At 62.6% G+C, this 24,588-nt stretch carries 20 protein-coding genes; 7 read left to right on the top strand and 13 right to left on the bottom strand.

Translation table 11 applies throughout. From position 1 onward, the window contains the following. The first annotated feature begins 123 nt into the window (after positions 1 to 123). From ACLBKR_RS18100 to fhuB, 3 genes are read left to right on the top strand one after another with little or no spacing between them, the layout of a single operon-like run. Entirely contained in the window at positions 124 to 939 is an 816-nt protein-coding gene (locus ACLBKR_RS18100) for an ATP-binding cassette domain-containing protein (protein WP_113447499.1), read from the top strand. After that, entirely contained in the window at positions 929 to 1,837 is a 909-nt protein-coding gene (locus ACLBKR_RS18105) for an ABC transporter substrate-binding protein (RefSeq protein ID WP_414899905.1), read from the top strand. Before ACLBKR_RS18100 ends, ACLBKR_RS18105 begins: the two co-directional genes overlap by 11 nt. Then, the gene (gene fhuB / locus ACLBKR_RS18110; RefSeq protein WP_414899907.1) at positions 1,834 to 3,807 is read left to right on the top strand and encodes a Fe(3+)-hydroxamate ABC transporter permease FhuB; all 1,974 of its coding nucleotides are present in this window, start codon (positions 1,834 to 1,836) and stop codon (positions 3,805 to 3,807) included. Before ACLBKR_RS18105 ends, fhuB begins: the two co-directional genes overlap by 4 nt. A gap of 6 nt (positions 3,808 to 3,813) precedes the next feature. Here the strand turns inward: fhuB and fhuF are convergent, their stop codons facing one another. From fhuF to chvE, 11 genes are all read right to left on the bottom strand, one after another. Continuing rightward, positions 3,814 to 4,617 (bottom strand): siderophore-iron reductase FhuF, encoded by an 804-nt coding sequence (fhuF, locus tag ACLBKR_RS18115; RefSeq protein ID WP_414899909.1) that lies wholly within the window; start codon positions 4,615 to 4,617, stop codon positions 3,814 to 3,816. A gap of 4 nt (positions 4,618 to 4,621) precedes the next feature. Further along, positions 4,622 to 6,793, bottom strand: coding sequence for a TonB-dependent siderophore receptor (locus ACLBKR_RS18120; protein ID WP_113486272.1), 2,172 nt, complete (start codon positions 6,791 to 6,793; stop codon positions 4,622 to 4,624). A 156-nt stretch (positions 6,794 to 6,949) separates the two neighbouring features. After that, positions 6,950 to 7,600 carry a 2-dehydro-3-deoxy-6-phosphogalactonate aldolase gene (locus ACLBKR_RS18125; RefSeq protein ID WP_113438899.1) on the bottom strand — a complete coding sequence of 217 codons (651 nt, stop codon included), beginning with the start codon at positions 7,598 to 7,600 and terminating at the stop codon, positions 6,950 to 6,952. 14 nt (positions 7,601 to 7,614) lie between these two features. Further along, entirely contained in the window at positions 7,615 to 8,535 is a 921-nt protein-coding gene (locus ACLBKR_RS18130) for a 2-dehydro-3-deoxygalactonokinase (RefSeq protein WP_113447503.1), read from the bottom strand. Between the two features lie 18 nt (positions 8,536 to 8,553). Beyond that, positions 8,554 to 10,068, bottom strand: coding sequence for an aldehyde dehydrogenase (NADP(+)) (locus tag ACLBKR_RS18135; protein ID WP_113447504.1), 1,515 nt, complete (start codon positions 10,066 to 10,068; stop codon positions 8,554 to 8,556). A gap of 21 nt (positions 10,069 to 10,089) precedes the next feature. Next, positions 10,090 to 11,019, bottom strand: coding sequence for a Gfo/Idh/MocA family protein (locus tag ACLBKR_RS18140; RefSeq protein ID WP_113447505.1), 930 nt, complete (start codon positions 11,017 to 11,019; stop codon positions 10,090 to 10,092). Between the two features lie 10 nt (positions 11,020 to 11,029). Then, complete coding sequence (gene araD, locus ACLBKR_RS18145; RefSeq protein WP_112830617.1) at positions 11,030 to 12,775, bottom strand: L-arabinonate dehydratase; 1,746 nt, start codon at positions 12,773 to 12,775, stop codon at positions 11,030 to 11,032. Positions 12,776 to 12,845: 70 nt separating this feature from the next. Continuing rightward, positions 12,846 to 13,811, bottom strand: coding sequence for an AraD1 family protein (araD1, locus tag ACLBKR_RS18150; protein ID WP_113338065.1), 966 nt, complete (start codon positions 13,809 to 13,811; stop codon positions 12,846 to 12,848). Between the two features lie 10 nt (positions 13,812 to 13,821). Then, positions 13,822 to 15,033: a multiple monosaccharide ABC transporter permease gene (gene mmsB / locus ACLBKR_RS18155; protein ID WP_112830619.1), complete on the bottom strand. Its 1,212-nt coding sequence runs from the start codon at positions 15,031 to 15,033 to the stop codon at positions 13,822 to 13,824. Continuing rightward, positions 15,033 to 16,568, bottom strand: coding sequence for a multiple monosaccharide ABC transporter ATP-binding protein (gene mmsA / locus ACLBKR_RS18160; protein WP_112830620.1), 1,536 nt, complete (start codon positions 16,566 to 16,568; stop codon positions 15,033 to 15,035). Before mmsA ends, mmsB begins: the two co-directional genes overlap by 1 nt. Before the next feature lie 114 nt (positions 16,569 to 16,682). Further along, positions 16,683 to 17,753, bottom strand: coding sequence for a multiple monosaccharide ABC transporter substrate-binding protein (gene chvE, locus ACLBKR_RS18165; protein WP_112830621.1), 1,071 nt, complete (start codon positions 17,751 to 17,753; stop codon positions 16,683 to 16,685). A 170-nt stretch (positions 17,754 to 17,923) separates the two neighbouring features. On the opposite strand from chvE, the gene ACLBKR_RS18170 reads away from it, so the two are divergent. Then, entirely contained in the window at positions 17,924 to 18,871 is a 948-nt protein-coding gene (locus tag ACLBKR_RS18170; RefSeq protein ID WP_113338273.1) for a LysR family transcriptional regulator, read from the top strand. A gap of 106 nt (positions 18,872 to 18,977) precedes the next feature. Continuing rightward, on the top strand, positions 18,978 to 19,376 hold the full coding sequence (locus tag ACLBKR_RS18175; RefSeq protein ID WP_112830622.1) for a DUF2794 domain-containing protein: 399 nt from the start codon (positions 18,978 to 18,980) through the stop codon (positions 19,374 to 19,376). Between the two features lie 4 nt (positions 19,377 to 19,380). Here the strand turns inward: ACLBKR_RS18175 and ACLBKR_RS18180 are convergent, their stop codons facing one another. Both ACLBKR_RS18180 and ACLBKR_RS18185 read right to left on the bottom strand, forming a co-directional pair. Continuing rightward, the gene (locus ACLBKR_RS18180; RefSeq protein ID WP_113447545.1) at positions 19,381 to 19,938 is read right to left on the bottom strand and encodes a GNAT family N-acetyltransferase; all 558 of its coding nucleotides are present in this window, start codon (positions 19,936 to 19,938) and stop codon (positions 19,381 to 19,383) included. Positions 19,939 to 20,094: 156 nt separating this feature from the next. After that, the gene (locus tag ACLBKR_RS18185) at positions 20,095 to 21,972 is read right to left on the bottom strand and encodes an MFS transporter (protein ID WP_113338063.1); all 1,878 of its coding nucleotides are present in this window, start codon (positions 21,970 to 21,972) and stop codon (positions 20,095 to 20,097) included. A 588-nt stretch (positions 21,973 to 22,560) separates the two neighbouring features. Here ACLBKR_RS18185 and ACLBKR_RS18190 point away from each other — a divergent pair. Then, a complete protein-coding gene (locus tag ACLBKR_RS18190; protein ID WP_113425432.1) occupies positions 22,561 to 23,595 on the top strand; it encodes an aspartate-semialdehyde dehydrogenase in 1,035 nt (344 codons plus the stop codon). A gap of 167 nt (positions 23,596 to 23,762) precedes the next feature. Next, on the top strand, positions 23,763 to 24,584 hold the full coding sequence (locus ACLBKR_RS18195) for a lytic transglycosylase domain-containing protein (protein WP_113425431.1): 822 nt from the start codon (positions 23,763 to 23,765) through the stop codon (positions 24,582 to 24,584). Positions 24,585 to 24,588 lie beyond the last annotated feature (4 nt).

The following is a 24,588-nucleotide window of genomic DNA, read 5'->3' on the forward strand; positions in this document are numbered from 1 at the left end:
TCCGCTCCTCGTGGGGCAGGCCGGCGGGGCTGGTAGCGTTGTTGGAAAGATATACTTGATTGGAAATATCATATTTAGTAACGCTGTGACAACCGATGTTGCGCAATTGCGAAGGAGCGGAGCATGACGAGACACCAATGGCCCGCACAAGACACGGAACAATCCAGACAGGCGTTCCGTGTCGAAGCCGTCGGGCTGACCCTCGAGGGGCGCGCCATCCTGACCGACGTGACGCTGGACTTTGTCGCGGGAGAGATTACCGCGCTCGTGGGTCATAACGGCTCCGGCAAATCAACGCTCCTGAAGATCATGGCCCGCCAGCAGACCCAAAATTCCGGAACGGTTCATTACGCCGGGCGTCCCGCCGCCTCCTTCGATGCGCGCGCCTTTTCCCGCAGCGTCGCCTATCTGCCGCAAGACGTCGGCGCCGGCGCCGGCATGACGGTGCGCGAACTGGTGGCCTGCGGACGCTATCCCTGGCACGGGGCGCTGGGGCGCTTCACCGACCGGGACCGGCAGAAGGTCGAGGAAGCCATCGCGCTTACCCATCTCGACGACTTCGCCGACAGGCTGGTCGAGACGCTCTCCGGCGGCGAGCGACAGCGCGCCTGGATCGCCATGCTGGTGGCCCAGGACAGTGAATGCCTGCTTCTCGACGAACCGACCTCGGCGCTGGATATCGCCCACCAGATGGAGGTGCTTTCGCTCGTTCGCCGGCTTTCGCGCGAGAAGGGGCTGAGCGTCGTGATCGTGCTGCACGACATCAACATGGCCGCCCGCTTCTGTGACCGCATCCATGCCCTGAAACACGGAAAAGTGGTCGCAGGCGGCACGCCGGCCGAGCTGCTGCAGCGGGAAGCGCTGGAGAACATCTACGGCATCGCGATGGACGTGATGCCCCATCCGGCCCTCAGCATACCGCTCGCCTATGTTTCGTGAAAACCCAGGCTCGTTGTTTCCGCTCAGACGCCGCACCCTGCTGCGGGCGATGGTCGGCGCGCTGTCGATGTCGGCCGTGCCGGTCCTCGCGAACAACACGCCGAGGATCGCCAGCCTCGATTACGGCCTCGCCTCCACCCTGCTTTCGCTCGGCGTCACGCCGGCCGCGGTCGCTTCGCTGGCCGACTGGGACATATGGATGGTCGAACCGGAAATGCCGCCGGGCGTGCTCGACCTCGGCAGCCCCTGGGAAGTCAATTTCGAAGTCCTCGTCGCGTTGAAGCCCGATCTCATCCTGGCCACGCCCTATCTCGACGCACTCATTCCCAAGCTCGAAAAGATCGCGCCGGTCCTGCGGCTGGCGATATACACCCCGGAAGGCGGGGAAATCCTGCCGGCCTCTATCGCGGCGACCCGGAAACTCGCCGAAGCCATCGGTCGGGCGGAAGAGGGCGAGCGCTATCTTGCGGCGGCGGAAGCCTTCTTCGCCGATTGCCGCCGAAGGCTCGAGCCGCTGTCGCCGCCCCCGCTGGCGCTCATCAATTTCATGGACGCCCGCCACGCCCGCATCTATGGCGCCCCCGGCCTGTTCAACGACGTGCTGGAAAAGATCGGCGTCGAGAACGCCTGGAAGGAAAGATCGAACTACTGGGGCTTTCAGGCCATCGGCATCGAGGAACTGTCGAGGATTGAAGACCCCCGTGCGCAACTGATCGCCTTCGAGCCCGTTCCCGCAGACGTCATGCCGAAGCTCAGCCAGAGCCCGCTCTGGCAGGCCCTGCCCTTCGCCCGGCCGGGGCATTTTTCGGTGGTTCCCGCCGCCCTGATGTTCGGCATGGTCAACGAGGCCATGCGCCTCGCCTCCCTCATCACCAGCAAGCTGGAATCCGGCTCATGAACAGCAGATCGGTAGGATTCCCTTTCGGGCCGGCGTCCGTCACGCTTACAATGGCGCTGCTGGCGGCAGCTATTGCCTGGTTTCAGGTCGCGCCGGCCCTCGAAGCCGCGCCTGCAGCCGGCTACGACGTCACGCGCATGGTGCTCCTCTATTCCACCCTGCCCCGCATGGCGACAGCGCTTCTGGCGGGCTCGGCGCTCGCGCTTTCGGGTGCGCTTTTCCAGCAGGTGCTGCGCAATCCCCTCGCCTCGCCGACCACGCTCGGCATTTCGGCCGGCGCAAACCTGGCGCTTGCGGTCGCTACGCTCTTTGCGCCCGCCTTGCTCGGCCTTGGCCGCGATCTCGTCGCCCTCGCCGGCAGTGCCATCGCCGCGGCTCTCGTCTTCCTGCTCGGCGTGCGGCGGGGCTTCTCGCCGTTTTCCCTGGTGCTCTCCGGCCTCGTCATCAGCCTATGGTGCGGCGCACTCTCGGCAATCCTGATGCTGCTCAATGAGCGCTATCTCGTCAGCCTGTTCATCTGGGGCGCGGGATCGCTCTCCCAGCAGAGCTGGTCCATACCGCTTTCGCTGGCGCCCAAGCTTGCCGCCGTCGCGATCCTTTCGGCGCTGATTATCCGTCCGCTTTCGCTGCTGGAACTCGGCGAAGCCGGCGCATCCGCGCTTGGCCTGCGCATCGCGCAACTGCGTTTCGTCGCTGTCGCAGCCGCCGTGACACTTGCGGCCTTCGTTACCAGCGCCGTCGGGGTCATCGGTTTCATCGGCCTTGTCGCTCCGACCATTGCCCGGCTTTCCGGCGCCCGGCGTCCGGTCGAGATTCTGGTCTGGTCGAGCCTTATGGGAGGAACGCTGCTGTGGTTCGCCGACGGGGCCGTGCAATATCTCGCCGGTGCCATGGCCGATTTCCTGCCGACCGGCGCCGTCACCGCCGTTTTCGGGTCGCCGCTTCTTCTCCTGCTGCTGCCCCGGCTGAAGACCCGTCACCGGGTACTGCAAGGCCGAACGAGGCAAGGCGGCCGGTTGGCCGCAGGCCCGAAGGCGCTCCTCCTGGCTCTTACCGCCGTTGCGATCATCGTGCTGGTCGGCCTGTTCCTTGGCCGCGCGCTGGACGGCGGCTGGGCCTTCCTGGATCCGGCAGCGGCCGGGGAAATCCTGATGCTGAGGGCGCCCAAGGTTTTCGCGGCACTCGCCTCCGGCGCGATGCTGGCGGTAGCCGGCGTCATTCTGCAACGGCTCACCGGCAACGAAATGGCAAGCCCCGAGGTATTGGGCATCAGTGCCGGGGCGACCTTCGGCGTGACAGTCGCGGTCTTTGCGCTGGCCGCCCCGGATCTGGCGAGCCAGCTCGGTTCCGCCGCCCTTGGCGCCCTGATCGTGCTCGGCATTATCTTTGTCTTCGCCGCCCGCTCGGGGCTTGCGCCGGAACGGGTGCTGCTTGCGGGCATCGCGCTCAGCGCCATGGTCGATGCCGTGGTCGGCATCCTCTCGGCAAGTGGCGATCCGCGCGCCATGTTCCTGATGCGCTGGATGAGCGGCTCGACCTACAATGTCGATGGCGTTACCGCCGTGACCGTTTCCGCAGCAGCGGCGCTGCTGATCGCCCTCGCTCTTTCGACCCGCCGCTGGCTGGATATCCTGCCGCTCGGCCCCCACGCGGCGACAGCACTCGGTCTTCCGCTCACCCGCTCGCGGCTGGCGCTTTTCGGCCTCGCCGGGCTGATGAGCGCGGCCGCAACGCTGAGCGTCGGGCCTTTGAGCTTCATCGGGCTGATGGGACCGCATTTGGCCCGCGAAGCGGGGCTTGTCCGGGCATTTCCGCAGATGGCCGGCGCAGCCGCGATCGGTGGCGGACTGATGGTGCTGGCGGACTGGGCGGGACGCACCGTCGTCTTCCCTTACCAGATACCGGCGGGATTGGTTTCGGCGCTGGTCGGCGCACCGTTCCTCATGCTGATGCTGCGAAAGAAGGCTTGACCGCCGTCAGTTGCGGCCTTCCGGCAGGGGACAGACCGCGCCGCAGCCGGCAACGCCCGGCAGGATATAGCGCAGGCAACAGACGCGGCGGCGGCCGAAGGTGGCGCCATCTTCCCCGCACTCCCGGCGTATCATGCCGAAAAGCGGGTTCTTCCAACCGTCGGGCCAGCACGGTTCGTCGAGCAAGACCATCCCCTCAACAGCCAGCGCCGGATCTGTCAGCCGCCCGACCTCGCTGACGATCCAGCTGAGATAGCCGGCCGCATTCGCCCAGATCAGCTTGCGGCTGACGCCGGCGTTTGCGGCAATGGCATGGATGAGCGGCTCGGCATGCAGGCGGAAAAGGCCGTGAAGGGCTTCATGTATGGTAGCCCCCTCCTCCTCGTGGCCCCAGTCGGGAAACACGAAGGCCCGTGGCTCTCCGCTGGCGGCGTCTGCCGCGAGGTTCAGTCGATCAAGGGACAAAGGCAGGACGCGCCGCAGTTCGAGCCAGGCGACGGCAGCGCCGATCATCAGGCTGCTGAAATAATACGTCGTCCACATCGAGACCACCGCCCGCCGGTCGGCTTCGCTGTAGCGGAGGGCATAGCGGTCGATCAGCCCTGAGAATATCCGCTCGTCCGCCAATTCCTGGCAGGCAACGAGCTCGGTGCCGGCAGGCGGGCGCGATAGGAACCTGCCGGTGCTGTAGATGTATTTGGCGCCGGTTTTGCGCGCCAGCAGATCGGCAAAATCAACGACGCCGGCCGCGTCCTTCGACGCGACCGGGCCATCGGCGACCGATACCTCTTTGACCGGTTCCGGGCTCACAGCCTCACCAGGTGTACTTCAGCGTACCGACGACCTTCCGGCGGTCGCCATAGTAGCAGGTGCCATAGTAGCAGGTCGTCTGGTATTCGCGGTCGAACAGGTTGGTAGCGTTGACGGCAAGATTGAGATTGTCCGTCACCTTGTAGTTCACCGCCGCATCGACCACGGTATAACCATCGACGGATACGGTGTTCTCCGCGTCGCCGAAGGTCTGGCCGACATACCGGACGCCGGCACCAAACGTCAGATCGCCCCGAAATCCGTCACCTGGGATCGTATAATCGAGCCAGGCGGAAGCGATATGCTCCGGCACGCGATCCGGTCGATTGCCGGCATTGCCGCTGAGACCGTCCTCCAGGATTTCTGCATCCCAATAAGAATAGGCGAGCGTGAGGTTGAGGCGATCGTTGAGCGCCATCTTGCCTTCGAGTTCGACGCCCCGCACCTGAACCTCGCCGATCTGGCGCTGCACGGTCGGAGTCACATAGGTGGGAACGTTGGTCTGTTTGAGATCGAAGAGAGCGAGCGTGAAGAGCGCATCGATGCTTTCCGGCCGGTACTTGAGGCCGACCTCATACTGAGTGCCCTCCTGCGGCTTCAGCGAACCCTCCACCGAATAGCCGTTGGCACCCGGCGTGACGAGCGGCTGGAAGGACTCCGAATAATTGGCGTAGACGGCGAGTTCCGGGTTGATCTTGTAGGTAAGGCCGACCCGCGAGGTAAAGGCCTCTGCGGTATCGTCGTCCTGCAGTCCGGTATCCAGATAGTCGGCTACGGTGTTCACATGATCGTAGCGGCCGCCGAGCGTCAGGATCCAGCGATCGTCGAAGGTCAGCTCTTCCTGTGCGTAGATACCGAGAGCCTTCTGCTTCACGCGCCAGTCGACATACGGTCCGAGGGTGATGCAGCTTCGGCCGCAATAGACGGGATCGTAGATGTCGATACCCGGCACCGTGCCGCTGTCGATATCTTCCCGGGTATTGTCATAGGTGTAGTCGAGACCGAGCAGCGTCTTGCTGTCGAACGCCTGCCAACTCGCATCGTACTGAAGCTGATTGTCGATCGTGAAGCGATAGCCGCTGCTATAGACCTGAAACGCTGTGCGATCGTCGGCCGGATCGGTCGTGCCGCCATAGACCTGCTCATAGTCGAGATCGATATGGCTGTAGCGGGCGTTCTGCCGGAAAGTCAGGCCGTTGTCGAACTCGTGTTCGAACTGGTAGCCGACATCGGTCTGCTCCGTATTGAACTTGTTGAATTCCGGCTCGCCCAGAAAGGTATCGAGGTCGATGTCGACGCCGTCGATAAAGCCGTAGGAGAGGCTGCTTTCACGCTTCGAATAATCCGTCAGGATGGTGAGCGAAGTGCCTTCCTCGGGCTTGATGGTCAGGGCCGGCGCGATATAGAGCCGGTCGTCGTTGGAATAGTCATAGCTGTTGGCCGCGTCCTGCCACTTGCCGGTGAACCGGTAGCTCCAGACATCGCTGTCGCCGATCGGGCCACCGAAATCGGTGCCGGTCTCGATGTGTTCGTCGCCGAAGGTGGTGTAGACTTCCGCATGAAACTCATCCTGCGGGCGCTTGGTGATGGCATTGACCAGCCCGCCCGGGCCGTTAAGGCCGAAAAGCGTGGAAGTCGAGCCCTTCAGCACCTCCACCCGTTGCAGACCATAGGGCTCAAGACGGCTCGCCGTGAACCATGCCGGGATGCGGGCAGGCAGGCCGTCGCGATAGGTGCCGAGCGCCGTCTGGTCGAAACCACGAATACGAAGATAGTCATAGCGGTCGTCTGAGCCGAACTCGTCGCCGAGAACGCCTGCGGTATAGGAAAGGGCCTGCTGCAGATTATCGACCCCCCGCATCTCCATTTCCTTCTGCGTCACCACGGAGACAGAGGCTGAAGTGTCGAGGATCGGAGTGTCGGTCTTCGTGCCGGTGGCCGATTCGGTCGCCACCACCGTCGCATCGGGACCGACGGCGCTCTCCTTCTTGCCGGTGACGACAATCGGCTTCAGCTCGGTCGATCCGTCCTGAGCGGGTTCCTGGGCAACCGCACTCGCGGCTGCCGCAAGGACGGCCAGAGTTGCGACGCCGGCAAGAAGGGATTGACATATTCCCTTTGCCGAACGCCGTCCCGAATTTACTCCGACCGCCGGTTGATCGCTCCGCCGCTGCATAGACCTCTCCTGTTCATGCCTGTCCAAAGGTCCGCAGCGACCGATCCCCGTATGCGCCGCGAACGGAGGGACAATATTAAGTGAACAAGAAGAGTCAACTTTAAACTGGACAAAAAGAGAAAAGATTAACTCCTCTCTTTTCTGGACCCCAGGATGTCAGGCGCCGGCGACCGTCTCATCATAGGCGGCAACGGTTTTGATCGCGCGTTCGGCAACGGCCCGGGCATCATATCCGGGCTTGTAGAGACTGGAACCGAGACCGAAACAGGTGACGCCGACCTTCAGATAGGCGGCGAAATCGGTTTCGGAAACGCCGCCGACGGCGCCGATCGGCAGTGTCGGCGGCAGGATCGCACGAATCGCACTGATGCCCTGCGCACCCAGCGCGCTCGCGGGGAAGAACTTGAGCGCCGCCGCCCCGGATTTCGCGGCAAGCAGCGCCTCCGTGGCGGTAAAGACGCCCGGCATGGTAACCATGCCATGGTCGACCGCACGCCTTATGACATCCGGCTCGACATTGGGGGTGACGAGAAGATTGCCGCCGACGTCGGCGAGACGGTCGACATTGGCGACGTCGAGCACAGTTCCGGCGCCGATCAGGCAGGAGGCAGGCGCAAGCCGGCGCGCCTTCTCGATCGAGACAAACGGATCCGGCGAATTCAGCGGCACTTCGATCGCCTCGAATCCGGCTTCGACCAGCGCATCGACGATCGCCTCGATCTCATCCGGTCGGACGCCGCGCAGGATCGCGACGAGGTTGCGCTTCAGCTTCGGCCAGGCGACGGACGAGATGGAGGAAGAGGTCATGACTTGTCACTCCTTCAGGCGACGGAAACGAGGGCGCGGGCGGCGGCGAACAATCCCTTCCGGACCAGTTCGCCTCCATCGAGCGCCGAGGCGCGAATGCCGGACAGTCCGAGCGCCCTGGTATAAAGGCGGGCGAGAGCGCCCGTACCGATGATGTGCACCTCGCCTTCCGGCATATAGCGCCGGTTCATGGCGGCGACTTCCGCGCCGATCAGCAGGCCGGAGAGGCGGGAGATCGCAGCCGTTCCATCGGCCGAACCCAGCAGGCTTTCCGCCCGGATCGAGAAGAGGCGGGTCGTCAAGGAAAAATGCGGGTCGGTCGCCTCGTCGACACCAGCGGCGAAAGCCGCGTGTTCGGCATCGGCACGCGCATCCTCCGGGACAGAAAGCCGAAGGATCGACTGTCGGCTGAGAAGCTGGAAAAGTTCCCCGGTCATGGCGGTGGTGAAGCGTGAAACCGCGCCATCCCTGACATCCGCCCATTTGGAATGGGTGCCGGGCAGGCAGAACAGACCGTTCTGCAGCCCGGAAGCGACGGCACCGGAAAGCTGGGTTTCCTCCCCTCGCATGACATCCTCGGCGCCAGCAATCCTCTGACAGACACCCGGCAGGATGAAAACCCGGCGGCTGGAATACTCCGGCGTCACAGCGTCGCGATAAAGACCGTCGAGGGGAGCCGGCGTCTCGACATAAGGCGCCTCCAGCCAGCCGCTGCGGGCGCCCGCCATGCCGGCGACAACGGCGGCAAGGCCTGCGGGCGCGGCAAGCGCCTGCAGGTGGCTTTCCAGGACGGGACCGAAACGATCCCGTTCGAGCCTGCCCATGCCGTCATCCGACTGACGCTCCGCCAGAACACCGCCTTCGGCATTCACGATCCAGAGGCGGAAATTGCTGGTTCCCCAATCGACGAGGGCGGCAAACGGCGAACCGGTCATGGGCGGCAAGTCATCCTTTTATTGCAGGTCTTCGGGCAGAAGGGCGACCGGAATGTCCTGATAGCAAACCGGACGGAGGAACCGCCGGATCGCCATCGTGCCGACGGAGGTCGCGCCGAAATTGGTGGAAGCCGGGTAGGGACCGCCATGCACCATGGCGTCGGCCACCTCGACTCCCGTCGGGAAGCCGTTTGCCAGAATGCGACCTGCCTTGCGCTCGAGGACCGGCAGCAGGCGACCGGCGATCGGCTCGTCGCCGGCATCGAGATGCAGCGTCGAGGTGAGCTGTCCTTCGAGGCTGCGGGCGAGCGCCACCATCTCGTCGGCATCCTTGGCCGTCACGATGATGCCGAGCGGACCGAAGACCTCCTCGCCGAGTTCATGGTTCGCCAGCCAGTTTTCGGCCGTCGTCTGGAAGAGATACGGCTTGGCGTTGCGCAGATCGCAGGTCGAAGTCAGTACAGAGCGGACATTCTCGACAGCGGCGATACGGGCGGCACCCTTGCGATAGGCATCGGCAATGCCATCCGTCAGCATGGTCTGCGCACCGACCTGTGCAAGCGCCTGCTCGGCCGTGGCCGTGAAAGTGTCCGCATCGGTCCCTTCCGTCAGCACGACGATGCCGGGATTGGTGCAGAACTGGCCAGCGCCGGTGGTGAGCGAACCAACCCAGCCCTTGGCGATCGCCTCGCCGCGGGCGGCAAGCGCTGCCGGCAGTAGGAACATCGGGTTGACGGAACCGAGTTCGCCGAAGAACGGGATCGGTTCGGGACGGCGCGCGCAGAGATCGAAGAGTGCGCGACCGGCGCCCAGCGAACCGGTGAAGCCAACGGCCTTGACCAGCGGATGCTGGACGAGCGAGGTTCCGACCTCGCGGCTTCCGCCCTGCACGAGCGAGAAGACGCCAGGATGGACGCCGGTGCGCTTGATCGCGGCATCAATCGCCTGAGCGACGATTTCGCTCGTGCCCGGATGCGCTTCATGGCCCTTGACGACAACCGGGCAGCCGGCAGCCAGCGCCGACGCCGTGTCGCCCCCGGCCGTTGAAAAGGCGAGCGGAAAATTCGAGGCTCCGAACACGCCGACCGGCCCGATCGGACGCTGGACGAGCTTCAGATCCGGACGCGGCAGCGGCTTGCGGTCGGGAAGCGCTTCATCGTGGCGGCGATCGAGATAGTCGCCCTTGCGGATATGGGCGGCAAACAGCCGGAGCTGGCCGACGGTGCGGCCACGCTCGCCGATGAGCCGGGCTTCGGGAAGGCCGCTTTCCTGCATGGCGATCTCTGTGATCGCATCGCCACGCGCATCGATTTCCTCTGCGATCGCCTCCAGGAAGGCGGCGCGGGATTCGCGGCTCGAATAGCCGTAGGTTTCGAAGGCCTCCTCGGCAGCCTTAGCCGCCCGATCGACCAGCGCGGCCGTGCCGGTGGAAAAGGAGCGGACGGGGCCAGTAGCCGGCGAAGAGTCGAAGGTTTCGTTACCTGCAACCCAGTTGCCTGCGATCAGGTGCTTTCCGGTCAGTGTATAGGCCAAGGCAGGGCCTCCTCGTTATGGTCAATCTTCGAAGGAAGCGACCACCTTCCGTTCGCCGCAGAGGAAGGAATCCGCCACGAGTCTCAACGGTTGGTAGTCGGTATCGCTTTCACGGGCGCGGACAAGCGCGCCGAAGCGCTCGTAGATGCCGGCATATTCCCGGTCGGGACCTGCCGTGTGGAGCGCATCCCCGATATAGAGTTCCGAACCGCCCTTTGAAAGACGCAAAGAGCCCTTATCGGTCTCGATCGTGATGTCCCAGGTCTGCGGGCCTTCCTGGCGCCAGTCGAATTCGGCGCCTACGGGAGCCCCATCGACGGTGCGCATGGCGATCGAGGCTGCAATCGGCTGCTTCCTGTTTTCCGGAAATTCCAGCGCCGCGCGTTCGACAAGGATCGGACCCGGTACGACGGCAGTCAGGATCGACAGCGCATTGATGCCGGGATCGAACACGCCGAAACCGCCTGGCTCCCAGATCCAGGCCTGACCGGGATGCCAGCGGCGCACGTCTTCCTTCCAGACGATCGACACGCCCTTGACGATCTTGTCCGAAAGCCAGAGTCGCGCCGGTTCGACACCGAGCGCAAAGCGGGAGTGCCAGGTGGCAAACAGCGTCACGCCCGCCTCGGCGGCAAGCGCCGTCAGCGCTTCGGCTTCGCCGAGCGTAGTGGCGGGAGGCTTTTCCATCAGCACGTCGCGGCCGGCGGCAATCGCCTTTTTCGCCATGTCGAAACGGACTTCCGGCGGTGTGCAGAGCGAAACGGCCGTCACGTCCGGACGGGCGGCGAGAAAGGTTTCGAAGCTCTCGAAATTCTCGACGCCATCGACCTTGCCGTGCCGACTGACGGCTGCGGCAAGCTCGAAATCCATGCCCCCGGCGATCGAGGGAATATGCTGGTCGCGGGCAATCTTGCCGACGCCCACGAGCGCCAGCGGAATACGCTTCGTCATGGGGCTCTCCTCAGTGCGAGTCCTTGCCGACGGCGCTGCCGCGGCAACCCTTCAGGAAGTCGAAGTCGGCGCCGGTATCGGCACCTTCCACGTGATCGTGGAAGAGGCGCGCGTAACCGCCGATCGGCGCTTCCGCTGCCGGCCGCCAAGCGGCAAGCCTGCGCTGCAGTTCCTCGTCCGGGATATCGAGATGGACGCGCCGGTTGGCGACATCGATCTCGATCATGTCGCCGTTGCGAACCACCGCGAGCGGACCGCCGACAGCGGCTTCCGGCGAGGTATGCAGGAGGACGGTGCCATAGGCCGTGCCGGACATGCGTGCGTCCGAGATACGGACCATGTCCGTAATGCCCTTGCGCAGAACCTTCGGCGGCAGCCCCATGTTGCCGACCTCCGCCATGCCCGGATAGCCGCGCGGACCACAGTTCTTCATCACCATGACGCAGGTCTCGTCGATATCGAGAGATTCGTCGTTGATCTTCGCCTTGTAGTCGTCGATGTCCTCGAAAACGACGGCGCGGCCTCGATGCTGCATCAGGTGCTCGGAAGCAGCCGACGGCTTCAGTACACAGCCCTTCGGCGCCAGATTGCCCTTGAGCACGGCAATGCCGCCATGCTGCGTCAGGGCCCGCTCGACGGGACGGATGACGTCTTCGTTCCAGTTGCGGACGTCCTTCACCTCATCCCAGATCGGACCGCCGGAGACCGTCAGCGCATCCTTGTGAAGCTTGCCCGACTCCCCGAGCATCTTCAGGACGACAGGCAGGCCGCCCGCATAGAAGAATTCTTCCATGAGATACTCGCCCGACGGCATCAGGTTGACGATGGTCGGGATGTCGCGGCCAAGCCGGTCCCAGTCATCGAGCGTCAGGTCGACGCCGATACGACCGGCGATGGCGAGAAGGTGCACGACGGCATTGGTCGAGCCGCCGACCGCGCCATTGGTCCGGATCGCGTTCTCGAAGGCAGCCTTGGTGAGAATGTCGGAAGGCTTGAGGTCGTCCTTCACCATCTGCACGATACGGCGGCCGGAAAGCTGCGCCATCACGCGGCGACGGCTGTCGACAGCCGGAATGGCGGCGTTGCCGGAGAGCGTCATGCCCAGAGATTCCATCATCGACGCCATGGTCGAGGCCGTGCCCATCGTGTTGCAGGTACCGGTCGATCGCGACATCGAGGCCTCTGCCTCCAGGAATTCCTCCTGGGTCATCTCGCCGGCCTTGACCGCCTCGGAGAACTTCCACAGATGCGTGCCGGAACCGACGCGCTCGCCGCGGAAATAGCCGTTCAGCATCGGACCGCCCGAGACCATGATCGCCGGTAGATCGACGCTGGCCGCACCCATCAGCAACGACGGCGTGGTCTTGTCGCAGCCGACGAGAAGCACGACGCCATCGAGAGGCTGGCCGCGGATCGTCTCTTCCACCGCGAGAGCCGCGAGGTTGCGGTACATCATCGCGGTCGGACGATAAGTGTTTTCCGAAGCGGAAAAGACAGGCACTTCGAGCGGGAAACCGCCGGCTTCCCAGACACCCGCCTTGACCTTTTCCGCGAGTTCGCGAAGGTGGCCGTTGCAGGGCGTAAGGTCCGACCACGTGTTGAGGATGCCGATCACCGGGCGCCCGTCGAACAGGTCGTGCGGGTAGCCCTGGTTCTTCAGCCAGCCGCGGTGATAGATATTGTCACGCGAGTTGCCGCCGTACCACTCCTGGGATCTCAGTCTGCGTGGCCAAGCTGCCGGTTTGAAAGCGCTCATGGCTTGTCTCGATTCTGTTTGGTCGAAGGGCGGGCGGCTCATGCCGCCCGATTTTGTCCGCAGGCCGCTCTCAGAGGGCCTTGACCGCCGGCATCTGTTCGGCCGCGGTCTTCAGGGGATTGCTGAGCGCAAGCCCGAACTGGGTCGCGCTGACTTCGAATACGTCGCCGTCCTGTGTCTTGATGCCGTCTGCGAAGGAAAGCGTCGCCGTGCCGAACATGTGCACGTGAAGATCGCCCGGCTGACGGAAGAGGTCGTACTTGAAATGGTGATATTCGAGGTTGGCGATGGTGTGGGACATGTTGCCCTCGCCCGAAAGGAAAGGCTTTTCCCAGATCACCTTGCCGTCGCGCAGGATGCGCGAGGCGCCGGTTACGTGTTCCGGCAGTTCACCCACCAGAAGTTCCGGACCGAAGGAGGCTGGCCGCAGCTTGGAATGGGCAAGATAGAGGTAGTTGATCTTTTCCGTGACGTGGTCGGAGAACTCGTTCGCCAGCGAAAAACCGATGCGGAACGCCGTGCCGTCCTCGCCGATCAGGTAGAAGCCGGCAATCTCCGGCTCCTCACCGCCATCGAGAGCGAAGGACGGCGACACCAGGGCCTCGCCCGGCGCGATCGCGTTGACACCGGTTCCCTTGTAGAACCACTCCGGCTGCACCCCCTGCTCACCCGGCTTCGGCTTGCCGCCCTCGATGCCCATGCGAAACATCTTCATCGAGTCGCTCATGCCGGTGGTGTCGGCATGCATGCTGTCACGGGCAGAGGCCGAACCCGTGTGGGTCAGGCCCGTTCCGGTGAGGAACATATGGGCCGGATCCGGATGACGGACAGGACAATCGAGCCTGCCGCCGGCTGCGAGCGCGGCGAGGTCGACGGCGTCGCCGGCACCCCGGCGCTCGATGGCCGCCGCGAGTGAAATCCCGGCCTCGACTGCGCTCTTCGCCAACTCGTAGGTGGAAGCGAAGCCCGGAACGAGGCGCGCAGAGTCTCCCTGGCGGCAGATGATACCGCCACCCTTCAATTGCGACAGATACATAGCCTTTACCTCAGACTGCCTTGTTCTTGTTGTAGACGTCGAAGAAGACGGCGGCGAGCAACACCAGACCCTTGATGAGCTGCTGATAGTCGATGCCGATACCCATGATCGACATGCCGTTGTTCATGACACCCATGATAAAGGCGCCGATAACGGCACCCGTGATCTTGCCCACGCCGCCCGAAGCCGACGCACCGCCGATGAAACACGCCGCGATGACGTCGAGCTCAAAGCCCACGCCGGCCTTCGGCGTCGCCGAGTTCAGACGCGCGGCGATAATCATACCCGCGAGCGCGGCCAGCACGCCCATGTTGACGAAGGCATAGAAGGTCAGCCGCTCGGTATTGATGCCTGAAAGCTTGGCCGCCTTCTCGTTGCCACCCATTGCATAAATCCGCCGGCCGATGGTCGAGCGAGTGGTAACGAACGAGTAGAGCGCGATGAGCACACCCATGACCACAAGCACGTTCGGCAGGCCGCGATAGGTCGCAAGCTGGAAACCGAGGAAAATCGCGACCACGCTGATAATCAGCATCTGGGCGGCGAAGAAAACGAAAGGTTCGTTCGGAGTGCCGTGACGTTCATTGATCTGGCGTTCGCGCATGCCGGAATAGATGGCGAGCGCAACCAGGATGAGAACGGCGATGAGCGCGACATAGTTCTTGATATCGCTGGTGGCCGGATCGGTGAACGACAGGAAATCAGGAATGAAGCCGGTCGACAGGAGCTGGAATTCCTTCGGGAACGGCCCGATCGGACGTCCTTCGAGTACGACATAGGTCAGGCCGCGAAAAACCAGCATGCCCGCCAGCGTCACGATGAAGGACGGGATTTTCTGGTAGGCCACCCAGTAGCCCTGCGCGGCGCCCATGGCGGCGCCGAGAACGAGGCAGAGTGGCACCACCAGGGCAAAATGCCAGCCCCATTTCACCAGCATGATCGCCGATATGCCGCCGATGAATGCGACGATCGAGCCGACCGACAGATCGATATGCCCGGCCACGATGATCAGCAGCATGCCGAGCGCCATGATGACGATGAACGAGTTCTGCAGCACCAGATTGGTGATGTTGACCGGGCGGAACAGCACCCCAGCGGTCATGTACTGGAAGAACAGCATGATGACCACAAGGGCCAGAAGCAGACCGTATTCGCGAATGTTCTTCCTGAGGTAATCGCTGACGGAAACTTTCGGGGTTTCGGTTCTTGTGTCGATTGCCATTAGTGTTTCTCCCCCGAGCGCATGATGGCACGCATGATGGATTCCTGACTCGCCTCTTCCTTCGAAAGCTCGGCAACGATCCGGCCTTCGTTCATCACGTAGATGCGGTCACAGGTTCCCAGAAGCTCCGGCATCTCCGAGGAGATCATCAGGATGCCTTTGCCCTCTGCGGCTAGCTGGTTGATGATGGTGTAGATTTCGTATTTCGCACCGATGTCGATACCGCGTGTCGGCTCGTCGAGGATAAGCACCTCGGGATTGGTGAAGAGCCACTTGGACAGCACGACCTTCTGCTGGTTGCCGCCCGACAGGTTGACGGTTTCCTGATAGATCGAGTGCGAGCGTATGCGCAGCTTGGTGCGGTAGTCGGAGGCGATCGCGGCTTCCTTGCGGTCGTCGATCACACCATTTGCGGAGACCGCCCGCAGGTTGGCCAGCGTGGTGTTTTCCTTGATGTTGCTGTTCAGCACGAGGCCGAGGTGCTTTCGGTCCTCGGTGACGTAGGCGAGGCCCGCATCGATCGCCCGCGGGATCGTGCTGACGTCCACCGCCTTGCCGTTCATGAACACGTCGCCGGTGATCTTGTGCCCCCAGGAGCGGCCGAACAGGCTCATCGCGGTTTCGGTGCGGCCCGCGCCCATCAGGCCGGCAATGCCGACGACCTCGCCGGCCCGCACGGTGAAATTGACGTCGTGAAGGAATTTCCGGTCGCGGTGGTTCTGGTGGTAGACGTTCCAGTTCTTCACCTCGAGCAGCGTCTCGCCGATCTTCGGCTCGCGCGGCGGATAGCGATCCTCCATGGCGCGACCGACCATGCCCTTGATGATCCGATCCTCGCTGATATCGCCGGTGTGACAGTCGAGCGTTTCGACTGTCCCGCCATCGCGCAGGATGGTGATCTGGTCGGCGACCTTGCGGATTTCGTTGAGCTTGTGGGAGATGATGATCGACGTCATGCCCTGCTTGCGGAATTCCATCAGCAGGTTGAGCAGTGCATCGGAATCGGTCTCGTTGAGCGAAGCGGTCGGCTCGTCGAGAATGAGCAGGCGCACCTTCTTGGAAAGCGCCTTGGCGATTTCGACCAGTTGCTGCTTGCCGACGCCGATATCGGTAATCAGGGTCGTCGGCGAATCCTTCAGCCCGACCTTGGCAAGCAGATCCTGGGTGCGGGAGAAGGTCTCTGCCCAGTGAATGACGCCACGGGTGGCCACTTCGTTTCCGAGAAAGATGTTTTCGGCGATCGACAGGAGCGGCACCAGCGCCAGTTCCTGATGGATGATGATGATGCCGAGTTCCTCGCTGTCGGAAATCGTGGAGAAATGACGGACCTCGCCGTCGAAATGAATTTCACCCTCGTAGGTCCCGGCGGGATAAACGCCGGAAAGCACCTTCATCAGGGTGGACTTGCCGGCGCCGTTTTCGCCGACCAGAGCGTGGATCTCGCCTTCGCGAACCTTGAGGTTGACGTTATCCAGGGCCTTCACGCCCGGAAACGTCTTGGTGATGCCACGCATCTCGAGAATGATGTTATCCATGTACAGAATTCCAGCGCAGGCACGGCGACGAAGGTCGGCCGAAGGCGCAAGCTCCCTCAATGCGATGGGAATGGGGTCCGCGACATCTCGCGGACCCGCGTCGATCCGGAGGGATCAGTTGTCGATCTGCTCGGCGGTGTAGTAACCGGAGGAGACCATGACGTCCTTGATGTTGGTCTTGTCGACGGCAACCGGCTTCAGCAGGTAGGACGGAACGACCTTTACACCGTTGTTATAGGTCTTGGTGTCGTTCACTTCCGGTTCCTTGCCCTGCAGGATCGAATCGACCATAGAGACGGCGACCTTGGCGAGTTCGCGGGTATCCTTGAACACGGTCGAATACTGTTCGCCGGCGAGAATCGACTTGACCGACGGCAGTTCGGCGTCCTGACCGGTGACGACCGGCATGACGAGATCGCCGGAACCATAGCCGACGCCCTTGAGGGCCGACAGGATGCCGATCGACAGGCCGTCATAGGGAGACAGGACACCGTTGACCTTGGCATCGGTATAGGTCGAGGACAGGAGGTTTTCCATGCGGGCCTGGGCGACGGTACCGTCCCAACGCAGCGTGCCGACCTGTTCCATGCCCATCTGGCCGGACTTGACGACGATATCGCCGCTGTCGATCAGCGGCTGCAGGACCGACATTGCGCCATCATAGAAGAAGAAGGCGTTGTTATCATCCGGCGAACCGCCGAACAGTTCGACGTTCCACGGCTTGGTGTCGGCGAACTTTTCCTTCAGGCCGTTGACGAGGCTGGTGGCCTGCAGGACGCCGACCTGGAAGTTGTCGAAAGTCGCGTAGTAGTCGACATTGCCGCTGTCGCGGATGAGGCGGTCATAGGCGATGACCTTCACGCCGGCATCGGCTGCCTTCTGAAGGATATCCGACAGCGTCGTACCGTCGATCGCACCGATCACGAGAACCTTGGCACCCTTGGTGACCATGTTTTCGATCTGGGCGAGCTGATTGGGGATATCGTCATCGGCGAATTGCAGGTCCGGCGTGTAGCCGGCGTCCTTGAACAGCTTTTCCATGGTCTCGCCGTCCGAGATCCAGCGCGTCGAGGTCTTCGTCGGCATCGAGATACCGACGACGCCCTTCGTTTCTGCGAGAGCCGCAGACGCGAACATAGCCACGCCGATAGCGACAGACGCAATAAGAGTGCTGATTTTCTTCATGGATTCCTCCCTTGGCTGATCCATCCGGCCCCAGCTCCTTCTGGCAACCGTCATTGCAACAACCGGTGCGCGCGCAGGCGGCCCCCGATCTGGGGTGAGTCTTAACGGCTCGGACATACCGATCAAATGAATTATTTGACTTTCTTCATACCATATTCGATATGTTCGTCATGTCCGACATCATCGCCAGCCGCCTTCTGCCCAAGCACTTCAATCTCATCCGGGCCATCGTCGACCTCGGGCAGCTGAGCCTGGCCGCCAACGCCCTTGCGCTCACCCAGCCGGCGGCGTCGCGCATGCTGTCCGAGATAGAGCACATCATCGGCAGTCCCGTCTTCACGCGTACGCCGAAAGGCATGGAACCCACGGCGATCGGCCGGGCGCTGGCGCGACGCGCCCAGAACCTGCTGATGGAAATCCGAGAAGCGGCCCGGGAGGTCGAGGCGATCAGGCGCGGGCTCTCCGGCGCGGTGCGCATCGGTGCGGTGACAGGCGGCGCGGTCGGCTATGTCGTTCCAGCGATTGACATGCTGAAAGCCGAAACCGATGCGGCCGACATTCATGTCGATGTGGCGCCGAGCGGTCCGCTGATCGCGGACCTCATGTCCGGTCATCTGGATTTCGTCCTGGGGCGCATTCCCGCCGGCATCGACGCCCGCCAGTTCACCATCCAGGCCTCTCTCGCCGAAGAGGTCGATCTTCTGGTGCATCAGCGCCATCCGCTGGCCAATGCCGAGCACCTGACCTTCGCCGACCTCGTGCATTTTCCCTGGGCCATGCAGGCGCCCGGGGCCCCGGTGCGCCAAGCCGTCGAGGAAGCCTTCGTGGAGCAGGGCGCGCCCATTCCCTACAACATCGTCAACACCACGTCCCTGCTGGTGATGATCGCAATGCTTGCCTCCTCGAACGCGATCGCACCGATGTCGCGGGAGGTCTCCGACCTGCTCTGTCGCCAGACCACCGGCGCGGGTCTTTGCCAACTCGACATCAAGGCCCCGATCAGCGTCGCGCCCTATCACCTCATCAGCATGACAGGCAAACGTATGTCGCCGGTGGCGGGAAGACTGCGCGATCTTCTGCTGGCCGAATTCGAGAACCGAAATCGCACGCGAAACTGATTGCGCCGGAAACGCGATCCGAACCATCGGGCGGAAGGGTTGCAATTTCATGGAGGTCAGGCAAACTGTCACCTATCCGTCACGATGGAGACGTCGAGGAGTCTTGATGACCGATGAGCCGGATTTGCAGGGACAGCCGCCGCACACGCAGGATGGCAGGCCCGCTTCCATCGTTGATCTGCAGGAATATCGCCAGAGCCGGGATCCGCTGCCGGTCACCTTTCACCGCCGGGAACTCGATGCGATCCTATGGATCTACGGACGCATGGTCGGCGAGGGCGAATGGCGCGACTATGCGATCGACCACTTGAAGGAAAAGGCGGTCTTCTCGGTCTTCAAGCGATCGGGCGAGTATCCTCTCTACCGGATCGAGAAGAATCCGAAACTGGCGTCGAAACAGGGCGCCTTTTCGGTGGTGGGCGCCGATGGCCGCATCCTGAAACGCGGGCATGAGCTTAAACAGGTACTGAAAGTGTTCGACAAGGCGCTGAAGCTGGTGGAATAGGCCTTCAGCCGGCAAAGAGCGTTCCCGGATAGCTCTCCGGATCGGGCTCGCTGGCATTGCCGTCGCCCAGCGCGATCTGCATGAAGACGGTATCCAGCCATTGCCCGAGCTTGAATCCGGTCCCGGTCAGCGTGCCGACCATGCGAAAACCGCAGGCCTGGTGAACGGCGATAGAGGCGGGGCTGGCGCCGCCGATCACGGCGACCATCTGCCGGAAGCCAAGCGCCTCGCACCGCGCAACGAGCTCCGCAAGCAGAAGCCTGCCGATCCCTTTGCCCCGTGCAGCCGGCGCCAGATAGATCGAATCCTCGACCAGCCAGCGATAGGCAGGCCGGGTGCGGAAGGCCGAAGCATAGGCATAGCCCAGCACGTCCCCGCTCTCGTCGACGGCGGCGATATAGGGATATCCCTGGCTGGTGACCGACTGGAAACGCTTCTTCATCTCTGTCTCGTCCGGCGCCACAATCTCGTAGCTCGCCGTGCCGGTGAGAACCGCGTCCGCATAAATGGAGGCGATGACGGAAAGATCCGCCAGCGAGGCGTCGCGAATGGTCACTGTCATGAAAAAACCCGGCCGGATTGAAAGCACGGCGTTTCTTGTTTCACACCCCGACCAGAGGTTCAAGACATCGCGGCGTCTCCCTAAAGGCAGCAACCCGGCGCCGAAGCACCGGGTTGCCCCAAATCAGGATCTGTCCGACGTTTCGACCTCGACGCCTCACGCGTTGATGTCGTTGTCCTTGGTCTCCCGCAGGAAGATCATGCCGATCACGAAGGACATGCCGGCGATGACGATCGGATACCAGAGACCGTAGTAGATGTCGCCCTTGGCGGCGCTCATTGCGAAGGCCGTGGCCGGCAGCAGGCCACCGAACCAGCCGTTGCCGATGTGATAGGGCAGCGACATACCGGTGTAACGGATGCGCGTCGGGAACATTTCGACGAGCATGGCGGCAATCGGGCCGTAGACCATGGTAACGTAGATCATCAGCACGGTCAGCACGGCGATGACGCCAACCCAGTTCACGGTGGCCGGATCGGCGACCATCTTGAACGCACCGCCCTTGGCGATCGTATAGACGGCCATGTCGGTGGCACCGGCGGCTTCCTCCGCAGTCAGCAGCTTGTCGGCGACGAGCTGGCTGGTGGCAACGGTGGCCTTTTCACCCGCACGGATAGCTGCAGCGTCGAGAGCCAGTTCCGGATTGGCGGCAACGAAAGCGTCGAGCTTAGATTCGGGAACCTTTACCGAACCGCGAACCAGCGGGTAGCCGTTTGCCTGCAAGGCGACGTTGATGCTCTTCTGCATCTTGGCGTCGAGTGCCTTGGCCTGGTCGGCCGACTTGATCGCGTCATAGCCTTCAATCGTCGCATCGCCGATCTTGATCGTCGCCACGGAGCCGGCGGGACCTGCAACGACGTCATAGGGAACCGAGTTCTTGGTGAGCGTCGAGGTCGCGATGTCGCAAGACGTCGTGAACTTCGCCGTACCGGTCGGATTGAACTGGAAGTTGCAGTCGGCAGGATCGGCCGTGACAGTCGCACGGATATTGGCCTGGGCTGCAGCCAGAGCCGGGTTGCCAAACTCGGTCATTGCCTTGAACAGCGGGAAATAGGTGACGACTGCAAGCAGCAGGCCGGCCATGATGATCGGCTTGCGGCCGATCTTGTCGGACAGCCAGCCGAACACGACGAAGAACATGGTGCCGAGGGCAAGCGCGATCGCAACCATGATGTTGGCATCCTGGGCATCGACCTTCAGCACGTTCTGCAGGAAGAACAGCGCATAGAACTGACCGGAATACCAGACGACGGCCTGACCGGCGACGGCGCCGAGCAGGGCGAGAATGGCAACCTTGGCATTCTTCCACTGGCCGAAGGCCTCCGAAATCGGCGCCTTCGAATGGGTGCCTTCTTCCTTCATCTTCTTGAAGGCGGGAGATTCGTTCATCTTCATGCGGATCCAGACCGAAACGGCCAGGAGAAGCGCGGAGAGAAGGAACGGAATGCGCCAACCCCATGCGGCGAAAGCCTCGCGGCCCATGGCCGTCTGGATGCCAAGAATGATCAGCAGCGAAAGGAAGAGGCCGAGCGTCGCGGTCGTCTGGATCCACGACGTGTAGAAACCACGGCGGCCATGCGGCGCATGTTCGGCGACATAGGTCGCAGCGCCGCCGTATTCGCCGCCGAGCGCGAGGCCCTGCAGCATGCGGAGCGCGATCAGGATGATCGGGGCCGCGATGCCGATGCTGGCCGAGCCGGGCAGCAAACCGACCAGGAAGGTCGAGGCGCCCATGATGAGGATGGTGACGAGGAAGGTATACTTGCGGCCGACGAGGTCGCCGAGCCGGCCGAATACCAGCGCGCCGAAGGGACGCACCAGGAAGCCCGCCGCGAAGGCGAGAAGGGTGAAGATGTTGCGGGTCGCTTCCGGATACTGCGAGAAGAAGGTCGCACCGATATAAAGCGCCAGCGAACCGTAGAGATAAAAGTCATACCATTCGAAGACCGTGCCGAGGGACGACGCAAAGATAACCTTGCGTTCCTCGGCGGTCATGCCACGAGGCGAGCCGCTAACGGCTGCGACATTTGCCATTGTAATTCCTCCACTAAGATAAATCCCCCTTTACGCGACCGGCCCAATGCTCCTCCGGGTCGTTTTGTCGCGGTACAGGTTGTTAACAGACTGGCAGAAATCCGGAAAAAGCAGAGAGATGCTTTGGACGTATGACTTAAGTCTAACTTCTTCGAACCATGATGACGCAAATGGAATTTTATGGCGGATATATATTCCATAAGCGACATAACCGGAGATTGCCCTCCCGTAGAACGGCCGGTAACGGCGATGCAAGGAAGCGTCGACGGCCGGAAAGCGCGACAATCAGGCGAATTCGGCGCTTTTACTTGACTCCCGGCAAAAACGCCTTATTAGCTCGGCGCGAAAAGGATTCGGTCATGCAATTCTTCGGCTCATCCATTGTTGAAGGGTCCGGCCCGGCGCTTGCAGCCGGGATGTTTTCGTATGCCGTCCTTTCATCCACGACCAAGGCCAAAACGACGACGAAAACCGTCTGACGTCTCCGGCCACCGCTCTCTCCCCGGCAAGGCCGGGGACATGGAAGGTGCGCGCTCGGGCTTCCTTCCTCCCTCACCACCCGCGGAGAGACAGAAAGAGAGCTTGTAAATGGGTTTCAAGATTGCAGTCGCGGGCGCCACCGGCAATGTCGGGCGCGAAATGCTGGGTATCCTCGCTGAACGGGGTTTCCCCGCCGATGAAGTCGTGGCACTGGCCTCCGCCCGCTCGCAGGGCACGGAAGTTTCCTTCGGCGACAAGACGCTGAAGGTACAAAACCTCGAAAACTACGATTTTTCCGACACCGATATCTGCCTGATGTCGGCCGGCGGCGCGGTATCGCAGAAGTGGTCGCCGAAGATCGGCCAGCAGGGCTGCGTCGTCATCGACAACTCGTCCGCCTGGCGCTACGACGCCGACGTTCCGCTGATCGTTCCGGAAGTCAATCCCGACGCCGTGGTCGATTTCAAGAAGCGCAATATCATCGCCAACCCGAATTGCTCCACGGCCCAACTGGTCGTCGCCTTGAAGCCGCTGCATGACGCCGCGACCATCAAGCGCGTCGTCGTCTCCACCTACCAGTCGGTTTCGGGTGCCGGCAAGGAAGGCATGGACGAGCTTTTCACGCAGACCCGCGCCGTCTTCGTTGCCGATCCGATCGAAGCGAAGAAGTTCACCAAGCGCATCGCCTTCAACGTCATTCCCCACATCGACGTCTTCATGGAAGACGGCTACACCAAGGAAGAGTGGAAGGTTCTCGCCGAGACCAAGAAGATGCTCGATCCGAAGATCAAGGTGACCTGCACCGCCGTTCGCGTGCCGGTCTTCATCGGTCATTCGGAAGCGGTCAACATCGAGTTCGAAAAGGAAATCACGGCAGACCAGGCCCGTGACATCCTGCGCGAAGCCCCGGGTTGCCTCGTCGTCGACAAGCGCGAGAACGGCGGCTACGTCACTCCGGTCGAATGCGCCGGCGAAGACGCAACCTACATCTCCCGCATCCGCGAGGACGCGACCGTCGAGAACGGTCTCAACCTGTGGGTCGTTTCCGATAACCTGCGCAAGGGTGCTGCACTCAACGCCGTCCAGATCGCCGAGTTGCTCGTCAATCGCGGTCTGATCAAGCCGAAGAAGGCCGCAGCCTGAGACGATCTTCTGGCCCGCCCTCGCATCCGTGCCGGGCGGGCCAGTTCATCTTTTTGTGACCGGTAACGGGCCGGAAATACTTCCGGAATAGTTGAATGAGACGTGACAGAATCAGCGCCCGCTGGCATGTTGCGGCAAAGACTAAATAAGCGAACAACGAGGCATCGATGCGACTGTCCAGAATCTCGGCGGCGGCACTTTTGACGGCGGCGGCACTTTCCCTGACGGCAGGCGGCGCGGCAGCGGCCCAATGCAGCAGCACGTCGGCGGGATTCGAGCAGTGGATCGACGAATTCAAGCGGGAGGCCAGCGGCCAGGGCGTCAGCCCGTCGGTGCTGAACAAGGTCTTTTCCTCGGTATCCTATAATACCGCGACGATCCGGGCCGATCGCGGCATGAAGAGCTACAAGCTGTCCTTCGACCAGTTCATGCAGAAGCGCGGTGGCGCCGCGATCATCTCCCGCGGCAAGGGCATGAAGAAGAACAACGCCGCCCTCTTCGCCAGGATCGAGCAGCGTTACGGCGTGCCCGCCGGGCCTTTGATCGCGATCTGGGGCATGGAAACCGGTTTTGGTGGTTTCCAGGGCAAGGAGCACACGCTTTCCGCTGTCGCCACCCTCGCATTCGACTGCCGGCGCTCCGAATATTTCACCGATCAGCTCTATGCCGCGCTCGAACTCGTCGCCAACAATGAGCTCTCCGTCTCGGCCGTCGGCGCAGCTCATGGCGAGATCGGCCAGACGCAGTTCCTGCCGCGCAACGTGGTCCGCTACGGGGTGGACGGCGACGGCGACGGTCGTATCGATCTCGTCCGCTCGAAGGCCGATGCGCTGGCGTCCACCGCAAACTTCCTGAGAGGACACGGCTGGCAGGCCGGCGCTGGCTATCAACAGGGCCAGCCGAACTTCGCCGCCATCCAGGGCTGGAATGCCGCGACAGTCTATCAGCAGGCAATCGCCTATATCGGCGCCCAGATCGACGGACAGTAACCCA

This window comes from Paenirhizobium cremeum, from assembly GCF_047553425.1.
GTDB classification, from domain to species: Bacteria; Pseudomonadota; Alphaproteobacteria; order Rhizobiales; family Rhizobiaceae; genus Allorhizobium; species Allorhizobium cremeum.